Here is a 13,298-nt window from a genome sequence, read left to right on the forward strand (position 1 = left end):
TAAATATGTTACCCCTGCTCAACCTTTTTTTATCAAAAATTAATTTAAAAAGAAGAAACTAACAGTTTTAGCTAATTATCCAGTAGTAAAAATATTTCTTTCTTGGATAAAATAGAACTTTCAATTGCATTGGAAAAACATACTTTCATATTTTAACTTTGAAATCAAACAAAACACCAACAAAAGAAAACAAAATCTAGCACTTCCATTTCACCTCCTACTCTGCTACCCCTTTATTTATAATGGTTCAACACATATTGTATTGAGAAGTAGTTTAGATAATACTTCTCAACTCTGCTTTGTTATATGATTATTTATTTAAACTTATAATGCAATAAACTTAAATACAAAAAGTAGATCACCTCATTGTATTATCCATAATTATTCTGAAATAATTATTGTATTTTCATTCTATGAATGCAACAAGCTATACTCAAGGTATTTTACAATATATTCCTTTCTTTTATGTAATCTGGTCAGACGATTTATTATCCTACTCGGAAATTTCTGTTGTAAAGACAGCAATCCAAGGAGATGAAACATTAGGCAAGGAAGACAGAGGTGTTCTTACAAGTTGGTTAAACCCTAATGACCCTCCTAAGGATCAAGAGTTAAAAAACTGGAAAAAAACAATAACAAATTCTTCCATTAAACTAGTAGAAAGTGAAGTGCATCCACTGGCAACATTCAGCCAAAATTTAGTTTGTTATTATCAGACAGCATGTCCTTTTAATACCCATTTAAAAGATATAGAAATAAACCTTGGTATTCAGCCTAACCACTACAGGCATTTATTTGATTTAGAAGTAGTCCAAGAAACATCGGCTGAACATTATGAAGCTTCTGCTATTGACCAGATTCTTAAAGGTGAGCACTCCGATGTGGTTGATGCTTTTCGAGAAGTTCTTAAAGATCCAATTTTTGATTGGGATATCAGGAGAACCAAAGAAGAATTTAGAGAACACGTATTACAACAAGTAAAATTCTTAGCCAAAGAAGGATATGGAGCTATGGCGTATCCAGAAACCTATGGCGGCACCGAAGATATGCTTGGATATGCAGCTATTTTTGAAAATCTAATGTATGTAGATGGAAGTTTAGCGATAAAGTTTGGGGTTCAGTTTGGTCTTTTTGGAGGAAGTATTCAAAAATTAGGCACAAAAAAACATCATGATCAATACCTAGCAGATACCGGAAAAACAAAACTATTAGGATGTTTTGCGATGACCGAAACTGGACATGGTTCTAATGTAAGAGGTATTAAAACTACTGCAACATATCATAAAGAAACAGATAGTATAATTATACATACGCCAGGACAAAACGATAATAAAGAATATATAGGTAATGCCTTAGATTCTAAGATGGCATCAGTTTTTGCCCAATTAATTGTTAATGGTAAGAACGAAGGAGTACATGCTATTCTGGTTCCGATAAGAAATAAACAACACGAATTAATGCCTGGAGTCACTATTGAGGATAATGGTTATAAATTAGGACTTAACGGAGTAGACAACGGAAAGATATGGTTTCATCAAGTGCACGTTCCCAGAGAGAACTTATTAAACAAATATGGAGATATTGATGCAAATGGCTCATATCATTCTGATATCAAAAATCCAAACAAACGTTTCTTTACGATGTTAGGCACATTAGTTGGAGGTAGAATATGTGTAGCTCGCGCTGGACTAGGCGGAGCTAAAAAAGCCCTAGCAATCGCTGTTAGGCATGCTTTAAAAAGAAGGCAATTTAATGATAGTATAAAAATCCAAGAGGATCTCCTTATGGATTACCCCACACATCAATTACGCCTCACACCGGCTGTAGCAACTTGTTATGTATATGATATTACATTAACGCATATGATGAAAATCTACAGTGACAAATCAGTAATAGATAAACGAAAAATTGAAACTCAGGCAGCTGGACTTAAATCCATAATTACCTGGTTTGCAAATGATACGATACAAGAATGTAGAGAAGCCTGTGGTGGAAAGGGATATTTAATAGAGAATCAAATTGCTGACCTAAAAGGCGATGTAGATATCTTCACCACTTTTGAAGGAGATAACCATGTATTACTATTATTAGCGGCAAAGGGTATATTATCAGAGTTTAAATCTGAATTTAACAGTGCCGGTTTTACGGCTGTGCTAAAATTACTGGGAGCTAGACTTAATGATAAATTAAGTACTATAAATCCTGCTTATACTAACAATGTAGACAAGGATCATCTGTATAATCCTAAATTCCACAAACATGCATTTGATTATCGAACCAGAAGACTTACGTATACCTTAGCAATGCGAATTCGTGATTATGTAAAAAAAGGAATTCCCTCGTATCAAGCTTTTCTAAAAGTTCAAACACATTTATTATCCCTAGGAAAAGCATATAGCACTGAATTGGCATATAGCACCTTTACAAGTTTTGTAGATACCATAGAAGATAAAAAATATCAACAGTTGTTTCAGAAAATAGGTACTTTGTATGCATTACACGAATTAAGAAAAGATGCATCCTGGTATTTAGAACAAGGATATATTGGTAGTGCAAAATCAAAAGCAATTCGAAACCGTGTAGAGCGGCTTTCTACAGAATTAAGACCGCATATAAAAACATTAGTTGATGGATACGGAATTCCAGAGCATTGTATGAGTGCTCCAATAGCAATTTAAAAATAAAAAACCAGTAAATAAACAATTCATTTACTGGTTTTTTTAATAACTATATCTATTTTTATTTACTCTTGTTCCGAAACTTCTTCTTCGGCCTTCTTTTTATCTTCCTCAATCATTTTTTTATCCTCATCAGTAATACGCTCGTGTTCTGCAGCTATACCTTTATGCTCTTTCTCCATATGCTCATGTTCCGCTTTCATGGATTCATGTTCAGATTTCATTTGCTCCAATGTAATCTCTCCAGAAACATGTTTTGTTTCTAATTCAGCGTGCTTTTCTATCAATGTCTGATGATCTTCAATAAGTTTACCGTGTTTGGCTAATAAATCTATGTGACTCTTTTCTGTTATCAAATGAATTGAATCATTTTCGATTGTTTTATGAGCAGCTACCATCTGCTGATGATCATCTTTCATAGTGTTATGTTCTTTAGCCATAGTTTCGTGAGAAGCTTCCATTTCTTGATGCTTTTCTACCATAGCTTTATGCTCAGGTGCTTCTGCGGGGTTTTGCTTGCAAGACACAAATAAAAGAACTGTTGCAATCACTGCTAATCTACTAAGTGTTTTCATGATTTTAATTAATTGGTTTACGATTCAAATGTATAAACTATTTTTTTACTGAATTATTTTAGTTTTGCTTTTTTAAAAAATTTAAAAATTCCCTATTCCCTAACAATCTAATTTGGAAAAATTTCCTTTATAAGTAAGGTTTGGATTAATCAGAAGACAAAATGGTGAAGTATACTTTTTTCGAATTTTATGAAAAAAAAGTACTTATGGTCAAAAAATCATTATTTTCGATAAAGTAAAGGAATCCGAATACGATAGCATGGAGATTAAAAAATCAAGAAATACTGAAAAACAAAATCTTGTTAAAAAAATCCTTTCTGACACGGAACATGCAATGTCTGCTGAAGAAATTATGGCTACTATGCCAATAAAAGTTAACAAGACCACCATATATAGAATTTTAGATCGATTTGCCGATAAAGGAGAGGTTCATTTCGTAACTGGCAAAAATGGAAAAGCGTATTATGCACTTTGTGATACTAATTGTGGAACATCTCATAAAATTCATAATCACATACATTTCGAATGTCAGACATGTAAAGAAGTAACTTGTCAACCCAATACACTACATATCCCAAGCTTAGAAGGGTTTACAATCCAAGAGACTCAATTTTTAATTATTGGTATTTGTAATAAATGTAAATAAAGAGAAACCATCAGCTCTCCAGCCAATGGTTTCGTAACTACACATCCCAACGTAAAAATAAAGATTGTGTCTTTTATCTTACTGCTATAGGATAGTTTTCTCCTCTGTTACTTACAGTACCAGATGTTCTAGGTCCGTTATTTCTAGCATGCATAATTCCAGCTACGTGAGGTGATGCCATTGATGTACCACTCAATGTTGCATAACCACCGTTTAAATATGTACTTCTAACGCTACTACCTGTAGCAATAACATCAACAGGATTCATATTGTAATTTGAGAAAGATGAGAATCCTTGACTACAAGTCATAGAAGCTACTGTGAATATATTAGTTCCATTCACACAAGCTGGTTGATAGTTTGCTGAATTAGCACTACTATTTCCTGCTGCAATAGCAACTCTAGTTCCTGCATTTCCAAGAGCTAATAATGCACTTCTGTAAGAAGAATTGTTTGCACATCCTGATCCAAAGAAACCTCCTAAACTTAAGTTAGCTACATCACCAGCTAAATCATATTGACCAACGTGGTTGATTCCATTTAATATTGTAGAAGTACTTGTACCACCACTACATCCAAAAACTCTTACTGGCACAACTGGTGCTCCAGCAGAAACTCCTACTACACCAATACTATTGTTTATAGCAGCCGCAGTTCCTGCTACGTGTGTTCCGTGACCATTACAATCATTAGCGGATCCACCTACAAATGATCTAGCATAAGTAGTATTTGTAACTACATTAAGGTCTGGATGATCTAAATCAATACCAGTATCGATTACCCATATCCAAGCATTACTACTAGAACCATCAGCGGCTCCACCAGCTCTAGTAATACCACAAGGTGTTTGCTGAGCCATTCTTTGTGATTGATCTCCAGAAACTACTTCTTCGATATCGAATTTAGGCAATTCTACCACTCTATCGTACTCGATCGCTGCAATATTAGCGTCTTTAGATAATTTTTGAAATTCACTATCTCCTAATTCAATAGCCATCCCCGAAATTTTGGTAGTATAGTAACTTAATACTTTAGACTGATCCAAATCATTTTCTGATAAGATGTCATTCATTTTTTTGATAGATACTTCGGAGATCTCTCTAACCGAATTTGCCTTATCTTCTCTACTCGTAAAAGATCTTTTTTCTAAAACTTTCGATGCAGGTTCTATTTTAGAATCTTTAAACACTACAATATACTGTCCGGGAATTATTTTCCCTTCAGTACTAGTAGGTTCTACAATAGTTTCTGCAGTTCCATCATTAAAATTTTCATTTTGACATGATGTGAATACCATAGCTGAGAGTAGTGTCCCCACAGCGATTTTACTTAAATTTTTCATATTGAGTTAAATTTGTGTTAGGCGCAAATTTATAAATTCAAACGAAAAATTTAATATGGTAAAACCGTATGCTATTTCGTTAACAATTAATAATTAAGATAAAAAATTGCATTTAAAAATAATTTGTTGCAACTTTGTTGCTTTAGTGATAATAATGGTTTCAAGAAGAATTAACAAAAACAAAAACCAGTACAAAAACACACAAAACTAAAATAATTAATCAAAATTAATTAACATTTAATTAACACTATTTAACTAAATTTTCCAAAGACAAGTACTTCTAAAGGTTAAAAACTGTTTAATTAACTAAAAATTATATTAAACAAAGTGCCACTTTTTCGAAAACATAGTAAAACAAAATAGCTTTATTAAATACTTTATTATCTAAAAAAGCTTATTAGTTATCATATCTAACCAATGAGGTTGAACTTTTATAAAAATATAATTTCTCTTTTTTTAGTTACAACTTTTCTGCTTTTAAGAGTTGTTAGTGCACACGCATTTTCACATTTTTCCGATGATACGCATCCAGATACAAATTGCGAATTATGTGAGATCATTACAACATCAAATCAGCTTACACCTTTTATAGGTGATACTACCGAAGAAATAGAACAAAAATCTACAGCAGATTATCAAGAACATAAAGTAGATTTTAGTTACGAAACATCTAAATATAGTATAACACTGCCCAAAAGTGTTTACAACAAACCTCCTCCAACACTTTAAATTAGAGTTAAAACACTTTATTTTTTACTTATTCTTTTACGATTATACAGTGATATATAAAATAACTCAACTTTTCCTGCTAGAAAACCTTATTTCAAATTTTTCTAATCTATCACAATTTCACTCATTATCAAGAAGGTTCTCTATCAGGTATAAAACCTCTCAATATTAAGATTTACATCAAATAACATTATTAATAATTTAAAACTTACCATGATTACTAAAAAAGAAATTGAAAATGCCCAAAAAATTTGGGGAGAAGGAGTTGTTCAAATAGGTGCACTTCATACAGATAGATCAGCAAATGAAACTTATACGGAAAACTTCGTAAATGATTTGTATGATTTTGACAACAAAGAAGTATTATTTAAACCAACTAAAGCTGCAATTGATCAGTTTAGAATTACTAAAGAAGGTGCGATTTCCTATTTTATTGGTGGTAATTCAAAATTTTCTGAAGATAAAGGTTTTGCTCTTCAACCTTGGACACAGGTTAGGTTTGAAAATGCAGCCTTAATATTAGAAGAAAATAGGGCGTTAGCCATGGGGAATTATTTTTTTACTGATACAAATGGACAAGACACTAAAGTTGAATACACTTTTGGATATCGAAAAGATTCCAACGGAAAACTAAAAATAGATGTACATCATTCATCTTTACCATTTAGCATAGTAGAAAGTGTATGACTTTTAATAAACTAAAATCAGGTAATTCTCTGTTTTTGATTTGCCCAACGGACCATATAGAAGGTGTTTTAAGACAAACTTGTAGTAATGAAGCATTTTTCTATACGGCCCTTGGGGCTAATTTTAGATGGGATATTGATACTCAAGAAAACCTTATTTCTGTAATTAAAAATCAAAACATTACTCAAGTTATTTTTATAACAAAAAACACAAATATTTTTTACAGAGAAGTACTTGAACCAGAAATCGAGCCCTTTTTCAACGCTAATAAAACCTTATTACAGCTTGATAAAACGTTACCTAAACATTTCTTAAGTCAAAGTCATCCAATATTGAGAGTAATGCTTTTGGCCTCCAGACATTTACAAAAACAACGAAAATACATGTTAGACACTCCAATACTGGGAAAAGCTTTAAAACATCACAATGTTATTACCCAAAGTTTTGTCTACTATTCAAATAATCAAATTTTTTATCCTCCAAAAACAATCGAAAATAAGGTTTTGTTATATGGTAAATTATCTCCTAACTAAAAATTAGGTAGCCAATTGTACAAAATGAAAATTATCATAATAATTAAAATACTGTAATTATGAAATTCTATCAAATATTACTTCTCGGATGTCTATTGCTATTTTCTACATCATTTAGCCTAACACATCCAATAAAGCTAACCTCATCATTAATTCAATCTTTTCCGGAAAGTAATATTTTAGGAGTAGAATGCAGAGTTTTTATTGATGATTTTACTTTTAGTATGAACGATACATTTACTAAAAATTTTAATGCATCAGACTTATCCGAAGAAGATATTGAAGGAATTGAGAATTATTTTAAAAAGTATTATAAAATAATCATTAATGATAAAATATACACCCTTAAATATATTTCTTCAGAAGTTTTTGAAAAGCATAATGTTTTATCAATTAAGTTTTCCAAAAAAATTCCGGTGATAAAAGAGGGAGATCAAATTTGTATCGAAAACACACTTTTTTTTCAAGAATTTGACTTTTTACAATCTAATAGGATGACTGTTCGTATACCTCCATTTATTTCAGAAGATTACTTCGAAGTTACATCACTAGACAAACCTATAACTCTTAATTTATAATACCCTAATCCTAATGGATAATTTAAGCTCTTTTTTTATTAATGGATGGCATCATATCGTAGATATTAATGCATACGACCATTTATTATTTGTAATGACATTATGTGCTGCTTTTAAACTAGAACAATGGAAGCAAATATTAGTAATCATTACCGCTTTTACTATTGGGCATAGCGGAACTCTTATTCTAAGCGCCTTAGATATAATTCCGGCAAATTCCAAACTTATAGATATGCTCATTCCTTTTACCATAATGTTAACTGCATTAGCCAATATTATCAATTACAATAAACACGGTAAATTTTCTGATACTAAAGTAAAATATAGCATTGCCTTAATTTTTGGGTTAATTCATGGATTAGCATTTGCCAGCAATTTTAAATTTATGCTATTTAGTGATAGCATAATTATGCCACTATTGGCATTTAATATTGGTATCGAGGTTGGACAGTTATTTATTGTACTCCTTTTTATGTTATCCCTATGGATATATACTCAATTTATTAGGGGAGAACATTTAAAATGGAACCTGTTCATTTCGGGAGCTGGTTTTGGAATTGCTGCCACGATTTTATTAAACGCTTTTAATGATATACAATAATAGACTATGTTAACAAAGGAGTTTTAATATGTTTAAACAAATAGCTATTTACTTAATTCTTTCATTTTTGTTTGGATCTTGTGGGGCACAAGAAAAAAAAGAAGAATCTGAAGTTATTATTGATCGAAAAAAAATTGATGCAACTTTTAACAAAGATGTATCTAAGTTATTATTAGATCATTTATACGTGGTTGTAGATAGCATTACTTATGAAAAATTAATAAAAAACAATAGCTGGAAAAGTAAATATGCCTCTATAGATATAGGATTACCAGATTTTGCTCCCGCAGATCATAAAGTATCTACCTGTTATTTACGAGGACATCAACATTATATTGAAATCTTAAGTCCAAAAAATAGCTATAACGAACCTGTAGGAAAAAGTGGAATTGGTTTCTCTTTAAAAAACAATGACGAACATTTTCATTTGGGTGTTAAACCAAAATTAAAAACTACTAAAGACTCGCTTCTTTATGCTATGGAAAATGTTGAGATGCCTTTGGATGATCATAACCATACCTGGTTCAAGGCTTTTTACACACCAAGTCCTGGCACATCTTTACACACTTGGTATGGTTTTTATAACCCAGCTTTTTTAGATAACCTTCTAGGCAAAAGACATACCACATATTCACGAGAAGCATTTCTTGAATCTACGTATACTGATGAAAAACTTTTTAACGGGATTAAAGAAATTCATTTAAGCTGTATCCCAAATGATTATCGCCGCGTAACCCAAGAACTAAGGCATTTAGGTTGTAAGCTATTAGAAAAAAACGGAAATACTCTAACCATAGCTAGCGGTGACATTACTATTAATATTCAACCCTCTAATCAGATCGAATACAGTCAAATTACCAAAATAATTTGTCGATTAAACGAAAAAGATAACAGCACGATTCAATTAGGTAATGTTACCATAACCAATCAAGGGAATGAATCTACATGGAATTTTGATAAACTTCATAAAAACAATTTTTAGAAAACACTGTAATATTATTTAAAATTAAAACAAAATGAACAAAAAAACTCACTATCAAATTATTGTAACTCTTCTTTTATTTTTTGCTATTACATCCTGTAAACAAGAAAAAAAGGCTCCAGAAACTACTGATGAGTTAGAAACAGAAATTACTGAAGAAGCCGAAGTAGTACAATCTAAAATTACCTTAGAGAAATTAGAAGGTTCGCCTGCATATAAAGACGCAGCACTTATTGTAGATACTTCTGATGAAATAGTCGCTAAAAAATCTGGAGAAATGGATTTCTATTTTAACGTTGAAAATTATGAATTAGGTGCTCAAACTAAAGGTCCAAACGCACAAAAACTAGCAAATTCTGGGAAAGGACAACATATTCATTTCATCCTAAATAATCAGCCCTACTCTGCACACTATGAACCAAATTTTAAAAAAGAAATACCTGATGGCATTCACCATTTAGTTGCCTTTTTAAGCCGTTCATTCCACGAATCAGTAAAGAATGAAAATTCTGTAGTTGTTCGTAAACTAGTAGTAGGAGAAAAACCTGAGGATAAATTAAACCTTAATATGGAGGCACCAACACTAATTTATAGCCGACCTAAAGGTGAATATACTGGTGACGGTACAAAGGAAGTATTATTGGATTTCTTTGTACTAAACACAAAACTTTCTAAAGAAGGAAATAAAGTTCGTGCAAAAATTAATGGCACAGAATTTACAATCACAGAATGGGTTCCTCACGTTATCAAAGGGCTTCCTATGGGAGAAATTACTATTCAGCTAGAATTAGTTGATGAAGCTGGAAATGTAATTCCAGGGCCATTTAACAAAGTGACTCGTAAGATCACTTTAAAAGACTAAAAAAATAAAGTCAATGAAAAAATTACCTGTAACTGTATTGAGTGGCTTTCTTGGAGCAGGAAAGACAACGCTCTTAAATCATATTTTACATAACAAAGAAGGATTAAAAGTTGCTGTTATTGTAAATGACATGAGTGAAATCAACATTGATGCACAGCTTGTAGAAAATGAAAACACCCTATCTAGAACCGAAGAAAAACTCGTTGAGATGTCTAATGGTTGTATTTGTTGTACTCTAAGAGAAGATCTAATGGTAGAGGTAGAAAAATTAGCCAAAGAACAACGCTTTGATTATTTAATCATAGAAAGTACTGGGATTTCGGAACCTATCCCTGTAGCACAAACCTTTAGTTTTACCAGCGAAGATGGACAACTAGACTTAAGTAAGTTTAGCTATGTAGATACTATGGTCACTGTTGTAGATGGTTATAATTTTCTGAGAGATTTTTCTAGCCCACAATATCTAACAGATAGAAACCTTACTAATATTGAGGGAGATGACCGTACTATTGTTAACCTATTAACTGATCAAGTAGAGTTTGCTAATGTTATTTTGCTAAATAAAGTAGACTTAATAACAGAATCAGAATTGAGGAATTTATATGATATTATTCATAAATTAAACCCAAACGCTCGCGTTATCCCTACTCAAAATTCTCAAGTATCAATACGTGAAGTAATTGATACAGGTTTGTTTGATTTTGAAGAAGCAGAAGCATCAGCAGGATGGATACAGGAACTCGAAAATGAGCACATCCCGGAAACCGAAGAATATGGGATTGGTTCTTTTGTTTATCGAAAATGTAAACCCTTTCATCCTGAACGTTTTTTAGAATTTGCCAAGGATCACTTTCCTTCAAATATTATTCGTAGTAAAGGATTATTTTGGCTTGCCTCTCGTCCCAATCAAGCTCTTATATGGGGTTCTGCAGGAGGTTCACTCAAAACAGATCCAGCTGGAGTTTGGTGGGCTTCGATGCCTTTTAGTGAACGAATCAGTTATGGCTCATTTTTAGATAATCAAAAGATGATTGAAGCTGAGTGGGATCCTACATTTGGGGATCGTAAAATCGAACTCGTATTTATTGGTCAAAACATTGATGTTGATCTTGTAACTAAACAATTGGATGATTGTTTGATCACAGAATCAGAACTTAACGAATGGAAAAAGGGAGTGTTTGTAGCAAACGATCATTGGCCAATTCCTAATTACGAAGGGTCATCTGTCTAATAGAGATAAAACCGAAAGAAGTGAAATAACAATAAATCCGGTTAGCCTTTAGCTAACCGGATTTACTAATAATATAATTAGAATTTTATACAACCATAGCAGTTCCGTCTGAAGTTTTATTTTTTTGGCTATCAAAATAAAAATCTATTCTACCTAAATACAAACCGTAACACCCAACCTGATTTACGAGCACATTTTTATCTTTTCTATTTTTTACTACTGTTGGTTCTTTTAGAAAAGTATGCGTATGTCCACCTATAATTAGATCAATGTTTTCTGTAGCTGCAGCTAGGCTTAAATCACTCACTTTATTTGGCTCGTTTTTATAATCATATCCTAAATGAGATAAGCATATAACCAAATCACACTTTTCTTCGTTTTTTAATACAGCACTCATGTCCTGAGCAATCTCTATTGGATTAAGATAGTTAGTCTCCTTATATAAATCTTTCATTACAAGTCCTTCTAACTCTATTCCTAAACCAAATATTCCAATCTTAATAGAATCCTTTATTATTATTTTATAAGGCTTTACGAACGTATCCATAACTGTATTAGTAAAATCATAGTTAGCGGACACAAAATTAAATTTTGCATAAGGCAATTGTGCATGCAATCCCTCAATCCCATTATCAAAATCATGATTCCCTATAGTTACTACATCGTATTTAAGCATACTCATCAACTTAAATTCTAGCTCACCTCCGTAAAAATTAAAATAAGGAGTTCCCTGAAAAATATCACCTGCGTCTAATAACAAAGTATTAGGGTTCTCTTTTCTTATATTTTCGATAATTGTAGCTCTTCGGGCCACTCCCCCTTTATTAGAATTTCTACCATCATTTGGCCCAAAAGGATCTATATGACTATGTACATCGTTTGTGTGTAAGATGGTTATCTTTTTCGTGTTACTCGCAGAAAAAGAAGATAAACCTACACCTCCAACTGTTAACAAGCCAGCCGTTAATGCAGAATGTTTTACAAATTCTCTTCGTTTCATCGCTTTATTTAATTAGTTGGTTTGTAAAAATCTATCGTCAATTTTCGGTGCAATTGTATCTACTTTTTTAAAGTAGTCAATCATTGCATTCCTAATTTTATAATTCAACTTATGAGCCTTGCCCGCTTTTTTAAAAAAATACATCTCACTACCACCATGATACAGATAATCATTAGTTGCTACGAAATAAACCTTGTCTTCGTTAATTTCCATATCATTAATCAAAGCTTTCACGATATTAAAATCTTCATCAACGGTCAATTTTAATCCAGAAATAGGATGTGCTTTTCTAGATTTTTGTAAATAGGAAATCAATTCTTTAATATGGGCGCCATTCATTTCCACAACTATGATACTATTCTCAAATGGCATCACCTGATAGGCAGTACGTGCGGTAACATTACCTTTTGGAATTGGTGCTCGTATTCCTCCTTGATTTAATAATACCATATCAATGGCACTTTTAGTTTTTGAAATAAAAAAAGGATTGGCTTGTTCTAATACGATATCGGCCATTAAATTACCAATAGCTGTATTAAGGTTTCCATCTCTTTTAGAGTAAGTTTCTGGAGCATACGCCAAGGTACTATCCAAAGTCTTATTTACATGTTCTTTATAAGGTTTTATAAAAGCCTCCACATCTGAATTATCCAGAGTAGTATCATTTATTTCAATTCTCACTCCTTCTACTTTTATAAGATGTTCTTTTTTCTTACAAGATGAGAAAACCAATATGAATGTAAGCAATAAGAAACTCTTATCAATCATATTTTTTCGTAGGTAATTATGATCTATTATTTTATCCATGTATTATAAAACTTGATTAATCCTTTCTCTAGCAGCTAATGTATAAT

At 31.9% G+C, this 13,298-nt stretch carries 14 protein-coding genes; 10 read left to right on the forward strand and 4 right to left on the reverse strand.

Features of this window, described 5'->3' with window-relative positions; translation table 11 throughout:
• Positions 1-413: 413 nt before the first annotated feature.
• Positions 414-2,678 carry an acyl-CoA dehydrogenase family protein gene (locus tag H526_RS0104475; protein WP_027391884.1) on the forward strand — a complete coding sequence of 755 codons (2,265 nt, stop codon included), beginning with the start codon at positions 414-416 and terminating at the stop codon, positions 2,676-2,678.
• 65 nt (positions 2,679-2,743) lie between these two features.
• Here the strand turns inward: H526_RS0104475 and H526_RS0104480 are convergent, their stop codons facing one another.
• Positions 2,744-3,253, reverse strand: a complete 510-nt coding sequence (locus H526_RS0104480; protein ID WP_027391885.1) for a hypothetical protein — start codon at positions 3,251-3,253, stop codon at positions 2,744-2,746.
• A gap of 259 nt (positions 3,254-3,512) precedes the next feature.
• Here H526_RS0104480 and H526_RS0104485 point away from each other — a divergent pair, with 259 nt between their 5' ends.
• On the forward strand, positions 3,513-3,899 hold the full coding sequence (locus H526_RS0104485) for a Fur family transcriptional regulator (RefSeq protein ID WP_027391886.1): 387 nt from the start codon (positions 3,513-3,515) through the stop codon (positions 3,897-3,899).
• 73 nt (positions 3,900-3,972) lie between these two features.
• On the opposite strand, the gene H526_RS0104490 is transcribed toward H526_RS0104485, so the two are convergent.
• Complete coding sequence (locus H526_RS0104490; RefSeq protein ID WP_027391887.1) at positions 3,973-5,241, reverse strand: S8 family serine peptidase; 1,269 nt, start codon at positions 5,239-5,241, stop codon at positions 3,973-3,975.
• A 417-nt stretch (positions 5,242-5,658) separates the two neighbouring features.
• On the opposite strand from H526_RS0104490, the gene H526_RS0104495 reads away from it, so the two are divergent.
• The 8 genes from H526_RS0104495 (at position 5,659) to H526_RS28315 (ending at position 11,444) form a co-directional block, all read left to right on the forward strand.
• The gene (locus tag H526_RS0104495; protein WP_027391888.1) at positions 5,659-5,970 is read left to right on the forward strand and encodes a hypothetical protein; all 312 of its coding nucleotides are present in this window, start codon (positions 5,659-5,661) and stop codon (positions 5,968-5,970) included.
• 213 nt (positions 5,971-6,183) lie between these two features.
• Positions 6,184-6,657 (forward strand): hypothetical protein, encoded by a 474-nt coding sequence (locus tag H526_RS28310; protein ID WP_035084491.1) that lies wholly within the window; start codon positions 6,184-6,186, stop codon positions 6,655-6,657.
• Positions 6,654-7,190, forward strand: coding sequence for a hypothetical protein (locus H526_RS0104505; protein ID WP_027391889.1), 537 nt, complete (start codon positions 6,654-6,656; stop codon positions 7,188-7,190). The genes H526_RS28310 and H526_RS0104505 overlap by 4 nt, the downstream gene beginning before the upstream one ends.
• Positions 7,191-7,249: 59 nt before the next feature.
• Positions 7,250-7,768 carry a DUF6702 family protein gene (locus H526_RS0104510; protein WP_027391890.1) on the forward strand — a complete coding sequence of 173 codons (519 nt, stop codon included), beginning with the start codon at positions 7,250-7,252 and terminating at the stop codon, positions 7,766-7,768.
• A gap of 13 nt (positions 7,769-7,781) precedes the next feature.
• Complete coding sequence (locus H526_RS0104515; RefSeq protein ID WP_027391891.1) at positions 7,782-8,369, forward strand: HupE/UreJ family protein; 588 nt, start codon at positions 7,782-7,784, stop codon at positions 8,367-8,369.
• Positions 8,370-8,397: 28 nt separating this feature from the next.
• On the forward strand, positions 8,398-9,351 hold the full coding sequence (locus H526_RS0104520; RefSeq protein ID WP_027391892.1) for a DUF5829 family protein: 954 nt from the start codon (positions 8,398-8,400) through the stop codon (positions 9,349-9,351).
• A 34-nt stretch (positions 9,352-9,385) separates the two neighbouring features.
• Complete coding sequence (locus tag H526_RS0104525) at positions 9,386-10,213, forward strand: hypothetical protein (protein WP_027391893.1); 828 nt, start codon at positions 9,386-9,388, stop codon at positions 10,211-10,213.
• A gap of 13 nt (positions 10,214-10,226) precedes the next feature.
• Positions 10,227-11,444, forward strand: a complete 1,218-nt coding sequence (locus H526_RS28315) for a GTP-binding protein (protein ID WP_035084494.1) — start codon at positions 10,227-10,229, stop codon at positions 11,442-11,444.
• A gap of 85 nt (positions 11,445-11,529) precedes the next feature.
• On the opposite strand, the gene H526_RS0104535 is transcribed toward H526_RS28315, so the two are convergent.
• The gene (locus H526_RS0104535) at positions 11,530-12,444 is read right to left on the reverse strand and encodes a bifunctional metallophosphatase/5'-nucleotidase (RefSeq protein WP_027391894.1); all 915 of its coding nucleotides are present in this window, start codon (positions 12,442-12,444) and stop codon (positions 11,530-11,532) included.
• 12 nt (positions 12,445-12,456) lie between these two features.
• Positions 12,457-13,251, reverse strand: coding sequence for a 5'-nucleotidase C-terminal domain-containing protein (locus H526_RS0104540; RefSeq protein ID WP_240337538.1), 795 nt, complete (start codon positions 13,249-13,251; stop codon positions 12,457-12,459).
• Between the last annotated feature and the right edge of the window lie 47 nt (positions 13,252-13,298).

Origin of the sequence: Aquimarina latercula DSM 2041 (assembly GCF_000430645.1) — a bacterium.
Lineage (GTDB): Bacteria > Bacteroidota > Bacteroidia > Flavobacteriales > Flavobacteriaceae > Aquimarina > Aquimarina latercula.

Coding starts and splice junctions, on each gene's coding strand:
- H526_RS0104475 (WP_027391884.1), top strand. CDS start 414: ATGAATGCAACAAGCTATACTCAAGGTATTTTACAATATATTCCTTTC.
- H526_RS0104480 (WP_027391885.1), bottom strand. CDS start 3,253: ATGAAAACACTTAGTAGATTAGCAGTGATTGCAACAGTTCTTTTATTT.
- H526_RS0104485 (WP_027391886.1), top strand. CDS start 3,513: ATGGAGATTAAAAAATCAAGAAATACTGAAAAACAAAATCTTGTTAAA.
- H526_RS0104490 (WP_027391887.1), bottom strand. CDS start 5,241: ATGAAAAATTTAAGTAAAATCGCTGTGGGGACACTACTCTCAGCTATG.
- H526_RS0104495 (WP_027391888.1), top strand. CDS start 5,659: ATGAGGTTGAACTTTTATAAAAATATAATTTCTCTTTTTTTAGTTACA.
- H526_RS28310 (WP_035084491.1), top strand. CDS start 6,184: ATGATTACTAAAAAAGAAATTGAAAATGCCCAAAAAATTTGGGGAGAA.
- H526_RS0104505 (WP_027391889.1), top strand. CDS start 6,654: ATGACTTTTAATAAACTAAAATCAGGTAATTCTCTGTTTTTGATTTGC.
- H526_RS0104510 (WP_027391890.1), top strand. CDS start 7,250: ATGAAATTCTATCAAATATTACTTCTCGGATGTCTATTGCTATTTTCT.
- H526_RS0104515 (WP_027391891.1), top strand. CDS start 7,782: ATGGATAATTTAAGCTCTTTTTTTATTAATGGATGGCATCATATCGTA.
- H526_RS0104520 (WP_027391892.1), top strand. CDS start 8,398: ATGTTTAAACAAATAGCTATTTACTTAATTCTTTCATTTTTGTTTGGA.
- H526_RS0104525 (WP_027391893.1), top strand. CDS start 9,386: ATGAACAAAAAAACTCACTATCAAATTATTGTAACTCTTCTTTTATTT.
- H526_RS28315 (WP_035084494.1), top strand. CDS start 10,227: ATGAAAAAATTACCTGTAACTGTATTGAGTGGCTTTCTTGGAGCAGGA.
- H526_RS0104535 (WP_027391894.1), bottom strand. CDS start 12,444: ATGAAACGAAGAGAATTTGTAAAACATTCTGCATTAACGGCTGGCTTG.
- H526_RS0104540 (WP_240337538.1), bottom strand. CDS start 13,251: ATGGATAAAATAATAGATCATAATTACCTACGAAAAAATATGATTGAT.